We start from the raw sequence: 17,009 nt of genomic DNA, 5'->3' as shown, positions 1-17,009 counted from the left end.
GCCACCTCGCGCGCCTGCTGCTTGCAGGTGCGATGGCCGGCATGCTGGCCGCCTGCGCCAGTACGCCCAAGCCCGACATCCGACGGGAGGGTGCCTTCAATCCTGCCGGCCAGGCCGGTTCTGCCGGCGTGCGCATGCAGACCGAAGGCACTGAGGGCGCGGTGACAGTGGTCGACGGCGTTGCGACGCAGCCCTTGCAGGACGATGCCGGTCCGCGCCCGCAGGTCCGCCGTGGCACCGGCCAGGTCATCAATCGCGCCGCAGCCAGTGCGCCGCCGCCCGGACTGGGCGGCACCACCGGCGAAGCGAGCTTCAACTTCGAGGGCGAGTCCCTGCATGCGGTGGCCAAGGCGATCCTGGGCGACATGCTCGGCCAGAACTACGTCATCGCACCGGGCGTGCAGGGCACCGTCACCCTGGCCACGCCCAAGCCGGTGAGCCCGGCCGAGGCGATCAGCCTGCTCGACCAGGTGCTGGGCTGGAACAACGCCCGCATGATCTACGCCGATGGCCGCTACAACATCGTCCCCGCCGACCAGGCCCTGGGCGGCAACGTCGCCCCGCGCACCGGCAGCGCCAGCAATGCCCGGGGATTCGAGGTGCGCACGGTCCCACTGCGCTACGTCTCGGCGACGGAGATGGAGAAGATCCTGGAGCCCTACGCCCGTCCGAACGCGATCGTTGGGGTGGATCCGTCGCGCAACGTGATCAGTGTCGGCGGCACCCGCGCGGAGTTGCAGAACTACCTGCGCACCATCGAGGTGTTCGACGTGGACTGGCTGTCCGGCATGTCCGTGGGTGTCTATCCGCTGCAGTCGGGCAAGGCGACGCGCGTGGTCGCGGACCTGGAGAAGGTCTTCGGTGAAACCAGCGAATCGCCCGTGGCCGGCATGTTCCGCTTCATGCCGCTGGAGGGCGCCAACGCGGTGATGGTGATCACCACCCAGGCCGACTACCTCGACGACATCGAACAATGGCTCGGGCGCATCGACGGCGCCGGCGATGGCGTGCGGCTGTATTCCTACCAGCTCAAGTACATCAAGGCGCGTGATCTGGCCGATCGACTGTCGGAGGTGTTCGGTGGCTCCGCGGGTCGTGGCAGCGACGAGGGCGACCGTTCGCCCTCGCTCATGCCGGGTCTGGATTCGGTGGAGATCGAGTCGGGGCGCGATGGCGAGAGCACCGCCAGCATCGGTGGCAAGGGCGCAGGGGGTTCCAGCAGCAGCGGCGGCAGCGCCGGCTCGGGTGGCGAGATGACGCTGGGTGCCGCGGAGAGCGGCAACGCAAGCGTCAGCCTCGAGATCGAAGGCGACCGGGTCGGCGTCTCGGCGGTCGAGGAAACCAATGCGCTGCTGGTGCGGTCCAGCCCGCGTGCCTGGCAGTCGATCATGGACGTGATCGAGCAGCTCGACGTGATGCCGATGCAGGTGCACATCGAGGCGCAGGTGGTCGAAGTGCAACTGGGCGGCGCACTGGAGTACGGCGTCAACTGGTTCTTCGAGCGCGCGGTAACCGACGCCGGGCTGCCGAACGCGGTGGACCGCGATACCTGGAGCACCATCGCAGGCAGCGTCCAGTCGGCCGCCGGCGACCCGGCTGGCTTGGCCTGGACTTTCCTCGGTCGCAATGCCGCAGCGGTGATCAGCGCGCTGGACGAGGTGACCGACGTCAACATGCTGCAGACCCCTTCGGTGGTGGTGCGCAACAACGCCGAGGCGACCTTCAACGTCGGCAGCCGGATTCCGGTGTCGTCGGTCACCGTCAATCCCGGCATCGGCAACGACACCAGCTACAGCCAGGTGCAGTACCTGGACACCGGCGTGATCCTGAAGGTGCGCCCGCGCGTGACCCAGGACGGCATGGTGTTCCTGGACGTGGTGCAGGAAGTGAGTGCGCCGGGCGGCGAGCCGGACCGCTTCGGCAACGTGCGCATCGATACCCGCAAGCTCAAGACCGAGGCGGCGATCCAGAGCGGCGAGACGGTCATGCTTGCCGGCCTGATCCGCGATTCGGTGACGCGCGGCTCTTCCGGTTTCCCTGGCCTGAGCAGGATCCCGGTCATCGGCGGCCTGTTCGGTACCCAGCGATCGAGCACCCGCCGCGAGGAAACCATCGTGTTGCTGACCCCGACCATCGTGCGCAACCCGATGGAAGCGCGGGACCTGACCGACGAATACGGCCGCCGCTTCCGCGCGCTGGAGCCGCTCAACCGCCAGCCCTAGACGTGGCAACGCCTGGCATGGGGGGCAGGAGTGGTCATGGCTGAGCGGCCGATCGTGGTGGTGCCGGTGGGTGCGGACGACGAGGCGCTGGACGCATGCTTGGCGGCGCTGGACGCGTCCACGCCGGCAGGGACGCGTGTCTGGCTGGCCGACGACGGCCAGGCCGGCCCGCGTGGGTTCGCCATCATCGAGCGCTGGATGGCCCGGACTCCGTTGCAGGCCGACTACACCCGGCGGCAACGCAGCATTGGCGAGGTCGCGCACCTGGACGAGGTGCTTGCCGCCTGTGGCGATGCCGACGTGGCGGTGCTCGCATGCGATTCGGTGCCGCTGCCGGGGTGGCTGGTCCGCCTGTCGGCCTGCCTGGCCGCTGACGGTGCGATTGCGACGGCCACCCCCTGGAGCAATGCAGGAGAAGCCGTCGCCTGGCCGCGCATCGGGGAGATCAATGCCCCGCCCGAAGACGTCGAGCGGCTGGCTCGCGCCGCTGCGCGCATGCCCCTGTCGTACCCCGAGTTGCCCGCCGCCGTGGCCCACGCAGTGCTGTTGCGCGGTAGCGCCCGCCTGCGTGCCAAGGGGCTGGACGCTGCCAGCTATGGTTCCTGGTATGCCGCGCTGATCGACCTGTCATTGCGGCTGTCCGGGCTGGGCTGGCGCAATGCGCTGTGCGAATCGGCTTTCGTCGTCCGGCGTGGCGAAGGCAGTGCATTCGAGGGCGACGGTGAACGGCTGGCCGTGCGCTGGCCGGACTGGCACGCCCGCGTCGCCGGCTTCCTGATGCGCGATCCGCTCGGTGCCGCGCGTGATCGGCTCTCCGAGCTTCTGGCGACCACCGGTCCGCCGGAGCCGCAGGCGGAACTGTTCCCGGACGAGCCGGAACCGGGTCCGCGAAACGGCACGGATCGTCCTGGCGGGGCGGCGCCATGACCCGGCAGGACAAGCACCAGCAAAACCAGCACCAGCAAAACCAGCACCAGCAAAACCAGCACCAGCAAAACCAGGCCCGGCCGAGCGGCAATCGGCCGAACGGCAGCCCATCGGACGACTGCCGGCAGCACGTCGCCGCCGATGACCTCGGGGCGATCGCGGCGGTGGTGGTCAGCCACCAGAGTGCATCGACGCTGGATGCGTGTCTGCTGCGGCTGCGGGCGGCGACCGGCATGGGCGCGATCCGGGTGGTGGACAACCAGTCCAACGACGGCAGCCTGGAGATCCTCCACCGGCATGCCAGCGCCGATCCGCGCGTGCGCTTCATCGGCAACCCCGACAACCCGGGTTTTGCGGTCGCCTGCAACCAGGGGGCGACCGACGTAGCGGTGACCGCCGCGGATTGCCGTTGGCTGGCCTTCGTGAATCCGGATTGCCTGGTCGACGCCGACACGCTCTCGCGGTTGCGGACGTTGGCGGGTGACACCGGCGATTTCCTGCTGGGCGCGGACCTGGTGGGGGAGGACGGCGTGCGGGATCCGGCGGCGCGTCGCCGACATCCCGATTTCGGCGCCATGCTGGGCGCCATCGCCGGGCGTGTGGGCCGCGTGGGCGGTGACGCGCGTACCGGCATGGCGATTCCCGCCGATGACCGCGTGGAACTGCAGCCGGTCGAGGCCATCTCCGGCGCACTGATGTTCATGCCCCGTCCGTTGTTCGAACGGATCGAAGGCTTCGACGAAGGCTATCGCCTCCACGCCGAGGATCTCGACCTCTGCCGGCGCGCCACGCAGGCAGGCGCGAACATCGCCGTGGCCAACCGGGTGCGGGTCGTGCACGTGCGAGGCGTGTCCAGCCGCTCCCGGCCGCTGTTCGTCGAATGGCACAAGCACCGCGGACTTTGGCGCTACTTCCGAAAGTTCGAAGCGCAGCGCCGCGGGGCCTGGGTCGCCACGGCGGTATTCCTCGCCATATGGCTGCGCTTCCCGATTGCCGCAGTCCGTGCCCGTTGGCGCAGCCGCGCCTGATCCCCTGGGGCCCGGTAGCCGCGCCTGATCCCCTGGGGCCCGGTAGCCGCGGCTGAAGCCGCTCCTACACAAGGCGGGGTGCTGGCGAGTTCAGCGGAAGCGGTTGATCCGGTCGCGCAGCTCGCGCGCCGCATCGGCGGCGGCCTGTGCGAAGTCGCTGCCATTGGACGCATACAGCACCGCACGCGACGAGCTCACCACCAGCCCGGTCCCGTCCGCGGTCCTGGCATTGCGGACCACGGCCTCAACATCGCCGCCCTGGGCGCCGACGCCGGGCACCAGGAAGGGCATGTCGCCGACGATGGCCCGGACCTCGCGCAACTGCACCGGCCAGGTCGCGCCGACCACCAGCGCGCAGTTGCCATTGCCGTTCCAATCCTGCGCGATGGTTTCGGCGACCTGCTGGTAGAGCGGGCGGCCCGGACCGCCGCCTGATTGCACGGTGAGGTCCTGCAGGTCGGAAGCGCCGGGGTTGGAGGTGCGGCACAGGATCACGACGCCGCGATCGGCCCGGTCGAGGAACGGCTGCACCGAGTCCCGCCCCAGGTACGGATTGGCGGTGACCGCATCGGCGCCGTAGCGATCGAAGGCTTCGGTCGCGTAGTGGCGCGCGGTGCTGCCGATGTCGCTGCGCTTGGAGTCCAGGATGACCGGGACGCCGGGATGGGCGTCGTGCACGTGGGCGATCAGCCGCGCCAGCGCATCCTCTTCACCCAGCGCGGCAAAGTGCGCGATCTGCGGCTTGAAGCTGCAGACGAACGGTGCCGTCGCATCGATGATCGCGCGGCAGAACTCGAACACCGCGTCGGGGTGGTCGGCCAGCGCGACCGGGAAACGGGCCGGCTCCGGGTCGAGCCCGACGCATACCAGCGAATCGGCCTCGCTCCACCTCAGCCTGAGCGCCTGCATGAATTCCATCGACCACTCCGTCTGCCCCGAGGGCTGCATTATCCCGGCCGGTGGCCGTCAGAGATAGTCGATCCTCAACATGTACGTGCCCCCGGCAGCCTGTGCGGCCGGTTCGATGTGATAGCGCGACGAGAAGTTGCGCTTGTTGTCGACGATGGTTTCGGCGGCCACCGGCACTTCGCCCGCGCCCGCACCGGAAGCGGGATCCACCAACCGGGCTGGCCCCTGTCCGCTGAGCGAGCTGATTTCCAGTGTGGAACCAGCGGCCGCCATGGGGCAGTTGCTGAGCATCACTTCGTTCGCCGCGGAGATGCTGGCGACACAGGGCGCTTCAACGATCCGGCCGCTGAACCGTATCAGGCCGTCTGCCAGGACCGGCGCGGGAACGGCAAGCGCAGCCAGCAGCCCCACCAGAAGTGCAGTACCTCGCATCGCGTCTCTCCGTCAGTCGTCCGGGTTGACGGCCGGGGCGTGCTTCGCTGGAGGACGGGATCGTTGATCTGTGACCCTTGGCACGATGCCCGGGTGACGCAAGGCATGGGACGAGTCGCGTCAGCGGATTGCGTCACTTCCTGACATATTTGAGCAAAGAGGGGTTGGCGAAGCCCAGTGGGGCAAGTTGCGCGCGTTGGCACGTTTCTTGTGTGACAATTGCCCGGGCGAACTGTGATCAGTTTCACCTTCGCTGCCGGCATGCTCGAAGTGCGCCTTGCCGGAGAAGCCATCGCACATCATCCGTAATGGGGAATTCCAATGCGTAAGTCGATTGTCCTGGCCGCTGGCCTTACTGCTGCTGTCCTCGCGCCGCTTTCGGCAAGCGCTGCAGACGGCACCATCACCTTCAACGGCGAAGTCACCGCCCAGACCTGCGATATCACCACGCCGGGCGGCGAAGATTTCACCGTCACCCTGCCGACGGTGGCCAGCAGCGCGCTGGCGACAGCGGGCCAGACCGCCGGTCGCACCGGGTTTGCGATCACCCTGGCGAACTGCCCGACCGGTGGCGATGTCGCCACGTACTTCGAGCCCGGCGCCACCGTCGACAACGACAGCGGCCGCCTGAACAACCAGGGTACGGCCGGCAACGTGCAGGTCCAGCTGCTGGGCGACAACGGCCAGCTGATCCCGGTGCAGGCGTCGGGCACCGCGCAGGCGAACTCGCAGTGGGTCACCGTGGCCGGCGACGGCTCGGCGAACCTCGACTATGCCGCCGAGTACTACGCCACCGGTGCGGCCACCGCGGGTGGCGTCACCACCAGCGTCGCCTACACCATCATCTACAACTGATTCGCGGCGCGGGGCGGTGCGGTGTCCCTGGACGCCGTGCCGCCCGGCGCGACGCCGGACAGCACCCGATGACCCATTTCCCCGCCCGGGCGCTGCTTGCCGCGACGCTCCTGTTGACCTGCATCGCGCCGGCGTTGGCCGGGGTGATCATCAACGGCACCCGGGTGGTCTACCCCGCGCAGGCGCGCGAGGTGACCGTGCAGCTGACCAACACCGGCGACAGCCCGGCGCTGGTACAGGCATGGATCGACAGCGGCGACCCGGACCAGGCGCCGGAAGACAGCGCCGCGCCGTTCCTGATCACGCCGCCGATCAGCCGGATCGAACCGGCCCGCGGGCAGGCATTGCGCATCATCTTCGCCGGCGAGGCGCTGCCGCCGCAGCGCGAGTCGGTGTACTGGCTCAACGTGCTGGAGGTGCCGCCGGCGCCCGAGGCCGGCGCGGAGCAGAACTACCTGCAGGTCGCGTTCCGTTCGCGGGTCAAGCTGTTCTACCGGCCCCAAGGTCTGCCCGGCACCGCGAACGAGGCGCCGGCAGCGTTGCAGTGGCGCCGCGAAGGCGGCGCCCTGCAGGTCAGCAACCCGACCCCGTTCCACGTCACCGTGGTGGAACTGCGGGCGCTCGGCGCCGACGGCACCGCGCTGGCGACGCTGGAGGAGCGCGGGCGGATGCTGGCGCCGGGGGAGAAGGCCCGCTGGGCGGTGGACGGGGCGGTCCGGCAGGTCGCGTTCACGACGGTCAACGATTACGGCGGACGCGCCGAGTACACCTCGGCAGTGGGACCGTGAACTGAGCGGTGTGTTCAAGGGGGGCGGCTTGGAAGATCGATTGAACAACGGCCTCTCCACGCGGACGGCCGGACGGGCAATGCGGCATTCCCCGCGCATGTTGGCCGCCGCCATTTTCGTGGCGGTGGCGTTTCCCGCGATGGCGTCGGGCCCCACCGGTGATCCCGGACGCGCCGATGCGCCCGAAGCAGCCCGGTTCAACCCGGCCTTCCTGTCGGGCGCCGCGGCGGGAATCGACCTCACCGCATTCTCGCGCGGCAACCCGGTGGTCGCCGGCATGTACCGTGTTGACGTGTACGTCAACGGCCGCTGGACGGGACGGCGGGACCTGGAGTTCAAGGCGGGCGCGGATGGCGCGGCCGCCGCGTGCCTGACGTTGCCGGTGCTGGAGGAGCTTGGCGTCGATTCGACCGCGGTGCTGGACGTAGCGGCCGACGGCGAGGCATGCCGGCCGCTGGCGGACTGGATCCCGGACGCAGGCGCACGTTTCGACTCCGCCGACCTGCGCTACGACCTGGAGATCCCCCAGGCCTTCATGCGCCGCACCCCTCGCGGCTACGTCAGCCCGGCACTGTGGGACCCGGGCATCAGCGCCGGCTATCTCGGGTACCAGTTCAGCGCCATCGACAGCCGCAGCCGGGGCGAAGGCGCCTGGCGCGACCACCGCACCGCCTACCTCGGGCTCAACGGCGGCCTCAACCTGGCCGGTTGGCAACTGCGCCACGACGCCAGCCTGTCCTGGTCCGAGCGCGACGGCAGCGACTGGGAGAACATCGCCACCTACCTGCGGCGGCCGCTGCCGGCGCTGCGCGGGGTGTTGACCCTGGGCGATGCCCACACCAGCGGCGAGCTGTTCGACTCCATCGCCTACCGCGGCGCCAGCCTCGTCAGCGACGATCGGATGCTGCCCGACTCCCTGCGCGGCTACGCCCCGGTGGTGCGCGGCATCGCCGAGACCAGCGCCCAGGTGGAGATCCGCCAGAACGGCCAGCTGATCCATTCGGTCAGCGTGGCACCTGGCAGCTTCGTCATCGACGACCTCTATCCCACCGGTTACGGCGGCGACCTGGAGGTGACCGTGGTCGAAGCGGACGGGCGCCGTCGCGGCTTCAACGTCCCCTACGGTTCGGTCGCGCAGATGTTGCGGCCGGGCAGCTCGCGGTACGCGATCACAGTGGGCCGCGCACGCAACCCGAACCTGCTGGATCCCCCCGCCGTCGCGCAGGCCACCTACCAGCGCGGCATCGCCAACCGGCTTACGCTCTACGGCGGCGCCGCGGCCAGCGAGGACTACGAATCGGTGCTGTACGGCGCCGGCGTCTCCACGCCGGCGGGCGCGTTCGCGGTGGACGTCACCCACGCGCGCGCGTCGCTGCAGGAGGCGGAGAGCCGCAGCGGCCGCAGCATCCGGGTCGGCTACAGCAACCTGGTCGGCGCGACCGGCACCAACATCGCGCTCGCCGCTTACCGGTATTCCACCCGGGACTTCCTCGGCCTGCAAGATGCGATCCTGGCGCGCGACCTGGTCCAGCGCGGCGTCGACTCCGACCAGCTGCTGCGCCAGCGCAGCCAGTTCCAGCTGACGCTCAACCAGCCGCTCGGCCCAGGCCGCGGCGCGCTGTACCTCACCGGCTCGGTGCGCGAGTTCTGGGGTGACCGGGAGCGCGCACGCCAGTTCCAGTTCGGCTACAACAACGCGTGGAAGCGGTTGAACTACGGGGTCTCGGCGGTGCGCAGCTTCGAACCGGGTGGCGAGGCGGACACGCAGTACCTGCTCAGCTTCAGCGTGCCATTGGGGCGGTCGGTGAATCCGGTCTCGCTTACCGGGGACGTGGGCACCGGCAGCGATGGCAGGTCGAGCAGCCGCATCGGCATCACCGGCTCGGCCGGTCCGGATTATGCGTTCAACTACGGTGTCGCGGTGTCGGAGTCCGGGCAGGGCGGCACCAGCGTCTCGGGCACGGCCGACTACCGCACCCCGGTGGCCGCGCTGAGCGGCTCCTACAGCCACGCCGCGGACTACCGGCAGGCCACGGCCGGCGTCTCGGGTACGGTGGTGGTCCATTCCGGCGGCGCGACCTTCGCGCCCCAGCGTGGCGACACGATGGTGCTGGTCGAGGCTCCCGGCGCGGAGGGCGCGCGGGTCCAGAACGCCCCGGGCGTGCGGGTGGACGGCAACGGATTCGCGCTGGTGCCGTACGTCTCGCCCTACCGGCTCAATACCGTCACCCTGGATCCGTACGACATGCCGCACGACATCGAACTGCAGAGCACCAGCGCGACGATCGCCCCCTACGCCGGCGCGATCAGCCGGCTGCGCTTCGAGACCCGCCAGGGCCGTGCGCTGCTGATCCACGCTTCGCGTCCGTCGGGCGAGCCGCTGCCCTTCGGCGCCCGGGTGCTCGACGGGGACGGACAGGTGCTCGGCATGGTGGGACAGGGCGGATTGGCGTACGTGCGCACCGAGGACAACGCCGGCAGCCTGCTCGTGCAGTGGAGCGATGGCGATACCGGCCGATGCCGGATCGACTACGCCGTGCCGGAGCGCGATGGCGAGGTGCCGGTGGCATTCACCCGACTGGAGGCGGCGTGCCGATGAGACGCGTGATTGGCCGGTCCTGGCCCGGCGGGCTACTTGCCTACGGCTTTCTGGCCGCGGCGCTGCTGAGTATCGCGCCCGATGCCTTGGCGAAGTGCGGCGTGGCGCGGGGTCTCGTTGCTCAGGACGTCCAGATGGACATGGGGCAGGTCGTGATAGCGCCTGAGCTGCCGATTGGCGCGGTGATCAAGCGGATCGAGGTCCCGATCAACGAGCGGGAAAACGCGATCTACTGCGAGCCGCTGAGCTTCTCTGTTGCGCGTGGGCGATTCGAGCAGGCGGAGCAAGCCACTGGTTCGACGACGTTCGACAACGTGTATCCCACCAAAGTGGAAGGCGTGGGAATCCGCGTGTTCCGGCAGGGCAGCACGGTCGCAACCTTCTACCCGCATGATTTCGAGCTCATCAACTGGTCCTGGTTTTCTACCAAGCGGTGGCGTCTGGACGGCGGCCAGTTCATCGTCGAGCTTGTCAAGACGGCGGCCAATACCGGCTCCGGTTCCATCGCCAACAACGGGCCGTTCACCACCTACTACGTCGCAGAAGAGCCCGGGCGCCCGGTGCTCACGTCGACCTTCAAGGGCCGCGGCACCACGATCGTCTACCCGACCTGCAAAGTGGATGCGGGCAGCAAGAACATCGTGGTGAACTTCGGCCAGGTGCCCAGCAGCCGTTTCAGCGGCCCGGGCACCCGCGCCGACGCCCGTGACTTCTCGATCCGGCTGACCTGCCAGGGCAGCAACGTCGAGGGCCAGCAAAACGATATCGCGGTGCGCCTGGACAGCTCGTCGGCACTGGCGTCCCAACCCGGCGTGATCGCGATCGACGGCGGTGCCGACGCCGCCACCCGTATCGGAGTGGAGGTGGTGAGGGTGGACGGGGCGGCGGAAACGCCGGTGTCGTTCGGCCATGGGCTCCCGCTGGGCCGTACCCAGCCGGGCAACCAGACATTCGAACTGCCGCTGCGCGCGCGCTACATCCAGACCGCCAGCGGGCCCGTCGGGCCGGGCAAGGCGAACGCCCGCGCGACCTTCACCATCGAGTACGACTGAAGCCGCACGTCACCGCGCCCACCCGACGGGAGCCGGGTCGGGGCGGCGTGTGACGCGACCTACTTCAGCGCCTTGAACCGCAGGCGCTTCGGACCCGCGTCGTCGCCGAGGCGGCGCTTCTTGTCTTCCTCGTACTCGCGGTAGTTGCCCTGGAAGAACTCCACGTGCGAGTCGCCCTCGAAGGCGAGGATGTGGGTGGCGATGCGGTCCAGGAACCAGCGGTCATGGCTGATCACGAACACGTTGCCCGGGAACTCCAGCAACGCGTCTTCAAGCGCACGCAGGGTCTCGATGTCCAGATCGTTGGACGGTTCGTCGAGCAGCAGCACGTTGCCGCCCTGCAGCAGGGTCTTGGCCATGTGCAGGCGGCCACGCTCACCGCCCGACAGCGTGCCCACCAGCTTCTGCTGGTCCTGCCCCTTGAAGTTGAAGCGGCCGATGTAGGCGCGCGACTGGATCTCGATGCCGTTGATGTTGAGGATGTCGAGGCCACCGGAGATCTCGTGGAAGACGTTGTGGTCGCCCTCCAGCTTGTCGCGGCTCTGGTCGACGTAGGCCAGCTTGACGGTCGGGCCGAGGTCGATCTCGCCGGAGTCCGGCTTCTCCTGCCCGGTGATCATCTTGAACAGCGTCGACTTGCCGGCGCCGTTGGGGCCGATGATGCCGACGATCGCGCCATGAGGCACGGCGAAGCTGAGATCGTCGATCAGGACGCGGTCGCCGAAGCGCTTGGTCACGCCCTTGAACTCCACCACCTTGGCGCCCAGGCGCTCGCCCGGCGGGATGAAGATCTCGTTGGTCTCGTTGCGCTTCTGGTAGTCGACCGCCTGCAGCTCCTCGATGCGCGAGAGGCGGGCCTTGCCCTTCGAGCGGCCGCCCTTGGCGTTCTGGCGCGCCCACTCGAGCTCCTTGGTGATCGCCTTCTGGCGCGCCTTCTCCTGGCTCTCTTCCTGCTTGAGGCGCTCTTCCTTCTGGGTCAGCCAGTCGGTGTAGTTGCCCTTCCACGGGATGCCGCGGCCGCGATCGAGCTCGAGGATCCACTCGGCGGCGTTGTCGAGGAAGTAGCGGTCATGGGTGACGGCCACGACGGTGCCGGTGTAGCGGGCGAGGAATTGTTCCAGCCATTCCACCGACTCGGCGTCGAGGTGGTTGGTGGGTTCGTCGAGCAGCAGCATGTCGGGCTTTTGCAGCAGCAGCTGGCACAGCGCGACGCGGCGCTTCTCGCCACCCGACAGCTTACCGATCACGGCGTCCCACGGCGGCAGGCGCAGTGCGTCGGCGGCCACTTCGAGCTGGTTCTCCAGGGTATGGGCATCGCCGGCGGCGAGGATGGCCTCCAGCCGCTCCTGTTCCTTGGCGAGGGCGTCGAAATCGGCACCGTCTTCGGCATAGGCGGCATAGACCTTCTCGAGCTGCGCCTGGGCCTGGAGGACTTCGCCGACGCCTTCTTCGACGGCTTCGCGCACGGTCTGTTCGGGGTCGAGCTGCGGCTCCTGGGCGAGGTAACCGACCTTGATGTCCTTGGCGGCGCGGGCTTCGCCGGAGTAGTCGGTATCGACGCCGGCCATGATCTTGAGCACGGTCGACTTGCCGGCGCCGTTGAGCCCGAGCAGGCCGATCTTGGCGCCCGGGAAGAAGGACAGGGAGATGTCCTTGATGATCTGGCGCTTGGGAGGAACGGTCTTGCTGACCCCGTTCATGGTGTAGATGTATTGCGACATTCGATGCTCCGCAGGCGTACGGCGGCGACCTGCGACGGGGCAGGGCCGGGGGAAATGGGGACCGCCCATTATCGCGGATATGGGGTGCGGCTGCCATCAGTGCGGCTGAATGGCATGTGCCATGGCAGAGCCGGGGTCCAAGGACCGGCCGGAAAGCAAAAGCTGCACGGAAGCGCGGGCTTCGGGTGGAGCGGCGCCCTGCCTGGGCGATGCTCCTCGGCTCGGTCAGCCATCCATGGCTGACTCGCCGCCGCGGACATCCATGTCCGCTCTACGCATGGCCCAAGCAGGACGCCGCTTCGGCGATTGGGGGGAGACAGGCTTAAGGTAATAGGGGAGACGTGGTCGTTCTGGGCGCCATGTTCGCGAGGTCGCAGTTTGCCCACGCGTCCCACGGATGGAGGCAGTTCGATGAAGCAAGTGTTCTGTTCGATGTTGATCGGGGTGGTTCTGGTCGCGTGTATTTCTGTTGTTGGCGCCGTCGGCCGAGAACAGGCGGCGATGAATGCCGGGAGCTTCCAGTCATCCGATCCGACCGAAGGTCTCGGTTGTGAAGCCGGGACGGGCGTTTCGGGTTGCCTTCGACAGCATGAGGCGTCGGCAGCTGCCCAACACGGAATAGAGCTCTCCCGGACTGCCCGCGCGTTCTGCCTGGCCAGTTCGATCGGAGAAGCGTGCCTTCCCGCGCACGACCGCTTGGCTTACGCATTCCTGGAGCGCGTCGGCGGCCATTACGTTGTAGTTGAAGTCTTCGATCAGGAAGGCTTCGAAGTCCTACTGCTGGACCCCGGAGCTGGTCGCAAGCACCGGATCGACAATCGCCCCCTCTTCTCGCCGGACGGCAGCGTCTTTGCGACGGTTTCGTACGACATTGATGCCGGCTATGGACCCAATCGAGTGGCAATCTGGGACCCCGTCACCGGCGAAGTGCTTCACCAGGTCGACAGATTCGCGCCCGGATCGGGACCGGTCGGTATCCGCTGGGTTGCACCGGCGAAGCTTGAGGTCCTGTACCACCTGCCACGCGATGAACCGGGAAGCTCTCCCCTCAACACCTTCGATATCTCGAGCCGGGCCCATTCCTGGGCCGACAACCACGCGGAAGTGTCGCCGTAGGGGCTTCACGTCTCCGGTTAAGCGCAGGGGCGGCCCGCCCACAGCGTATCCCGCTGTCTCCCCCCAAACATGGCACGAATCGGTACGTGGGAGGCGGGGTGGCGGGGATGGCGTAGAGCAGGCCATGGATGGCCTGCGGCCGCGAGTAGGACAGGACGTCCTACCGAGCGGAAGAGCCATCCCCGCCACCCCGCCTCCCGCAGCGCGAGACCACTTCCCGCCAGCTCTTCGCTGTTGATCCACCCGAGATCCAGACCCGCGCCATGGCTCCCACCCCTGCCGCGGCGCTAAACTCGCGGTTCTCCCACCTACTATCCCGGAGCGGCAATGTTCCCGCGCGATGCCCGTATCGAAGGTTATGACCCCGAACTCGCCCAGGCCATCGCCGACGAGCGCCAGCGCCAGGAAGACCACGTCGAACTGATCGCCTCGGAGAACTACGCCAGCCCGCGGGTGATGGAAGCCCAGGGCAGCGTGCTCACCAACAAGTACGCCGAAGGCTATCCGGGCAAGCGCTACTACGGCGGCTGCGAGTACGTGGACGTCGCCGAGAAGCTCGCCATCGACCGCCTCAAGCAGCTGTTCGGCGCCGACTACGCCAACGTCCAGCCGCATTCCGGCTCCCAGGCCAACCAGGCCGTCTACCTCTCGCTGCTGCAGCCCGGCGACACCATCCTCGGCATGAGCCTCGCGCACGGTGGCCACCTCACCCACGGCGCCAAGGTCAACATCAGCGGCAAGCTGTTCAACGCCATCCAGTACGGCGTCAACGACGAAGGCCTGATCGACTACGACGAAGTCCAGCGCCTGGCCGACGAGCACAAGCCGAAGATGCTGGTCGCCGGTTTCAGCGCCTACTCGCGGGTCGTGGACTGGGAGCGCATGCGCCGCATCGCCGATTCCGTCGGCGCGATCTTCTTCGTGGACATGGCCCACGTTGCCGGCCTGGTGGCGGCGGGCGTCTACCCGAACCCGCTGCCGCACGCGCACGTCGTCACCTCCACCACCCACAAGACCCTGCGCGGCCCGCGCGGCGGCATCATCGTGGCGAAGGATCCGTCCGACGACCTGGTCAAGAAGCTGCAGAGCATCGTCTTCCCGGGTATCCAGGGTGGGCCGCTGATGCACGTGATCGCCGCCAAGGCCGTCGCCTTCAAGGAAGCCCTGGACCCCTCGTTCAAGGCCTACCAGCAGCAGGTGGTGAAGAACGCGCAGGCCATGGCACGCACCATCGTCGAGCGTGGCTACAAGGTCGTCTCCGGCGGCACCGAGAACCACCTGGTGCTGGTCGACATGATCGCCAAGGGTGTCACCGGCAAGGATGCCGAGGCCGCGCTGGGCCGCGCCCACATCACCGTCAACAAGAACGCCGTGCCCGGCGACCCGCAGAAGCCGTTCGTTACCTCGGGCCTGCGCATCGGTACCCCGGCGGTCACCACGCGCGGCTATGGCGAGCAGGATTGCGTCGACCTGGCGAACTGGATGTGCGACGTGCTCGACAACCTTGGCGACGATGACGTCATCAGCCGGGTGCGCGAGAGCGTCACCGCCCAGTGTGCCAAGTTCCCGGTCTACGGCTGAGCCTTGTACTGCCCCTTCTGCCAGCACGTGGACACGCGGGTCATCGACTCGCGGGTGTCCGATGACGGCGCCACCATCCGCCGCCGGCGCGTCTGCGAGGCCTGCGGCGAGCGTTTCAGCACGATGGAAACGGTCGAGCTGAAGCTGCCGGTGATCTGCAAGTCCGACGGCCGTCGCGAAGCCTTCGACGCCCGCAAGTTGCGCGCGGGCTTCGACCGCGCGCTGCAGAAGCGGCCAGTCTCGGAGGAACAGATCGAAGCCGCCATGCGCTCGGTGGTGCACCAGCTGCGCCGGACCACCGAGCGCGAGCTGCCTTCGATGCGGGTCGGCGAGTTCGTGATGGCGGAGCTGCGCAAGCTGGACCATGTCGGCTACGTACGCTTCGCCTCGGTGTACCGCTCGTTCGAGGACGTCGCCGACTTCCGCGAGGAGCTGGACCGGCTGGAAAACGACAATGCCGCCGAGGGCCAGTTGCCCCTGCTCGGCGGCGATGCGGCGCCGCCGCCCAAGACACGCAAGCGCTGAGGCGACCCGATGGCTGATTTCTCCCCGAGCGACCACACCCTGATGGCCCGGGCTTTGCGCCTGGCCGAGCGAGGGGCCTTCACCACCCGTCCCAATCCGATGGTTGGCTGCGTGATCGCCAAGAGCGAAGAAGTGGTTGGCGAAGGCTTCCACCAGCGCGCCGGCGAGGCCCATGCCGAGGTGGTGGCCCTGCAGGCCGCCGGCGCGGAGGCCAAGGGCGCCACCGCGTACGTGACGCTGGAACCCTGCGCGCATACCGGCCGGACCGGACCTTGCACCGATGCGCTGCTCGAGGCCGGGGTGTCGCGGGTGGTGGCGGCCATGCGCGATCCGTTCCCCGAAGTCGACGGCGCCGGCTTCGACCGCCTGCGTGCCGCCGGTATCGAAGTCGCCAGCGGCCTGATGGAAGCGCAATCGCGGGCGCTCAACCGCGGCTACCTCTCCCGGATGGTGCGGGGCCGCCCGTGGGTGCGGGTCAAGCTGGCCACCAGTCTCGATGGCCGCAGCGCGCTGGCCAACGGCGAATCCAAGTGGATCAGCGGCGAGGCCTCGCGCTATGACGTCCAGCGCTGGCGCGCCCGGGCCGGGGCGATCATCACCGGTGCCGGCACCGTACTGGTCGACGATCCGTCGCTGACCGTGCGTCTGGGCGACGACACCCCGTTCGAACCGCCGCTGCGGGTCGTGCTGGATCCGGGCCTGGCGACCATCGCCCGCGGCAGGGTGCGCGAAGGCGATGCGCCCACGCTTTACGTCCATGCGCCGCAGACCAAGCTGAGCCGTTCGATCGATGCACAGCTGGCGGTGGTGGCGGTGGAGAAGGGCCGGTTCGACCTGCAGGCCGTGCTGCGGCTGCTGGCCCAGCGCGGCATCAACGAGGTGCAGGTGGAGGCCGGCGCGACGCTTGCGGCGGCGTTCCTCGAGGCGGGGCTGGTCGATGAGCTGTTGCTCTACGTCGCTCCCGTCCTGCTGGGCTCGCATGCCCGGCCGTTGTTTGACGGCCTCGACATCCAACACATGACCGAGCGCATGCAACTGGACGTGGTGGAGACGCGGCGCCTGGGCGAGGACATCCGGGTGCTGCTGCGGCCGAAGGGCGGGGCGGCCTGAGGCGGGCTGCCACGCTGCAGCCAGGGTTCCACCGCCGTTGTAGGAGCGGCTTCAGCCGCGATCGTGGAGTTGTTACTAGCGAAACACCATCCGATCGCGGCTGAAGCCGCTCCTACAACAGCACCGGGTTTTACCGGGAGCACC

The 17,009-nt window shown here is 68.5% G+C and carries 14 protein-coding genes; 11 read left to right on the top strand and 3 right to left on the bottom strand.

The genetic code is table 11. The features are described 5' to 3' along the window. Positions 1–32: 32 nt before the first annotated feature. From gspD to B5D37_RS11855, 3 genes are read left to right on the top strand one after another with little or no spacing between them, the layout of a single operon-like run. Positions 33–2,222: a type II secretion system secretin GspD gene (gene gspD / locus B5D37_RS11865; protein WP_078758989.1), complete on the top strand. Its 2,190-nt coding sequence runs from the start codon at positions 33–35 to the stop codon at positions 2,220–2,222. Positions 2,223–2,258: 36 nt separating this feature from the next. Then, the gene (locus B5D37_RS11860) at positions 2,259–3,149 is read left to right on the top strand and encodes a glycosyltransferase family A protein (protein WP_143814299.1); all 891 of its coding nucleotides are present in this window, start codon (positions 2,259–2,261) and stop codon (positions 3,147–3,149) included. After that, positions 3,146–4,177, top strand: a complete 1,032-nt coding sequence (locus B5D37_RS11855) for a glycosyltransferase (RefSeq protein ID WP_078758948.1) — start codon at positions 3,146–3,148, stop codon at positions 4,175–4,177. The genes B5D37_RS11860 and B5D37_RS11855 overlap by 4 nt, the downstream gene beginning before the upstream one ends. Positions 4,178–4,267: 90 nt before the next feature. On the opposite strand, the gene pyrF is transcribed toward B5D37_RS11855, so the two are convergent. Next, entirely contained in the window at positions 4,268–5,095 is an 828-nt protein-coding gene (gene pyrF, locus B5D37_RS11850) for an orotidine-5'-phosphate decarboxylase (protein ID WP_078758947.1), read from the bottom strand. A 48-nt stretch (positions 5,096–5,143) separates the two neighbouring features. Continuing rightward, on the bottom strand, positions 5,144–5,497 hold the full coding sequence (locus tag B5D37_RS11845) for a fimbrial protein (RefSeq protein ID WP_078758946.1): 354 nt from the start codon (positions 5,495–5,497) through the stop codon (positions 5,144–5,146). A 342-nt stretch (positions 5,498–5,839) separates the two neighbouring features. On the opposite strand from B5D37_RS11845, the gene B5D37_RS11840 reads away from it, so the two are divergent. The 4 genes from B5D37_RS11840 to B5D37_RS11825 all read left to right on the top strand — a co-directional run bounded on the left by B5D37_RS11840 (position 5,840) and on the right by B5D37_RS11825 (position 10,812). Continuing rightward, positions 5,840–6,373, top strand: a complete 534-nt coding sequence (locus B5D37_RS11840; protein ID WP_078758945.1) for a fimbrial protein — start codon at positions 5,840–5,842, stop codon at positions 6,371–6,373. A 68-nt stretch (positions 6,374–6,441) separates the two neighbouring features. Further along, positions 6,442–7,161 (top strand): fimbrial biogenesis chaperone, encoded by a 720-nt coding sequence (locus tag B5D37_RS11835; protein WP_078758944.1) that lies wholly within the window; start codon positions 6,442–6,444, stop codon positions 7,159–7,161. A 79-nt stretch (positions 7,162–7,240) separates the two neighbouring features. After that, on the top strand, positions 7,241–9,760 hold the full coding sequence (locus B5D37_RS11830; RefSeq protein ID WP_143814298.1) for a fimbria/pilus outer membrane usher protein: 2,520 nt from the start codon (positions 7,241–7,243) through the stop codon (positions 9,758–9,760). Continuing rightward, positions 9,757–10,812: a fimbrial protein gene (locus B5D37_RS11825; protein WP_078758943.1), complete on the top strand. Its 1,056-nt coding sequence runs from the start codon at positions 9,757–9,759 to the stop codon at positions 10,810–10,812. Before B5D37_RS11830 ends, B5D37_RS11825 begins: the two co-directional genes overlap by 4 nt. 59 nt (positions 10,813–10,871) lie before the next feature. Here the strand turns inward: B5D37_RS11825 and ettA are convergent, their stop codons facing one another. Further along, on the bottom strand, positions 10,872–12,533 hold the full coding sequence (ettA, locus tag B5D37_RS11820) for an energy-dependent translational throttle protein EttA (protein WP_078758942.1): 1,662 nt from the start codon (positions 12,531–12,533) through the stop codon (positions 10,872–10,874). A gap of 411 nt (positions 12,534–12,944) precedes the next feature. On the opposite strand from ettA, the gene B5D37_RS14715 reads away from it, so the two are divergent. The 4 genes from B5D37_RS14715 to ribD all read left to right on the top strand — a co-directional run bounded on the left by B5D37_RS14715 (position 12,945) and on the right by ribD (position 16,865). Further along, positions 12,945–13,649 (top strand): hypothetical protein, encoded by a 705-nt coding sequence (locus B5D37_RS14715; protein ID WP_143814297.1) that lies wholly within the window; start codon positions 12,945–12,947, stop codon positions 13,647–13,649. A 327-nt stretch (positions 13,650–13,976) separates the two neighbouring features. Next, positions 13,977–15,230: a serine hydroxymethyltransferase gene (gene glyA / locus B5D37_RS11810; RefSeq protein ID WP_078758940.1), complete on the top strand. Its 1,254-nt coding sequence runs from the start codon at positions 13,977–13,979 to the stop codon at positions 15,228–15,230. 3 nt (positions 15,231–15,233) lie between these two features. Then, positions 15,234–15,755 (top strand): transcriptional regulator NrdR, encoded by a 522-nt coding sequence (nrdR, locus tag B5D37_RS11805; protein ID WP_078758939.1) that lies wholly within the window; start codon positions 15,234–15,236, stop codon positions 15,753–15,755. Between the two features lie 9 nt (positions 15,756–15,764). Further along, entirely contained in the window at positions 15,765–16,865 is a 1,101-nt protein-coding gene (gene ribD / locus B5D37_RS11800; protein WP_078758938.1) for a bifunctional diaminohydroxyphosphoribosylaminopyrimidine deaminase/5-amino-6-(5-phosphoribosylamino)uracil reductase RibD, read from the top strand. Positions 16,866–17,009 lie beyond the last annotated feature (144 nt).

This window comes from Lysobacter spongiicola DSM 21749 (assembly GCF_900167055.1).
GTDB lineage: Bacteria > Pseudomonadota > Gammaproteobacteria > Xanthomonadales > Xanthomonadaceae > Novilysobacter > Novilysobacter spongiicola.
Note: the sequence above shows the minus strand (reverse complement) of the source record. Positions and strands in the feature narration are given on the sequence as shown.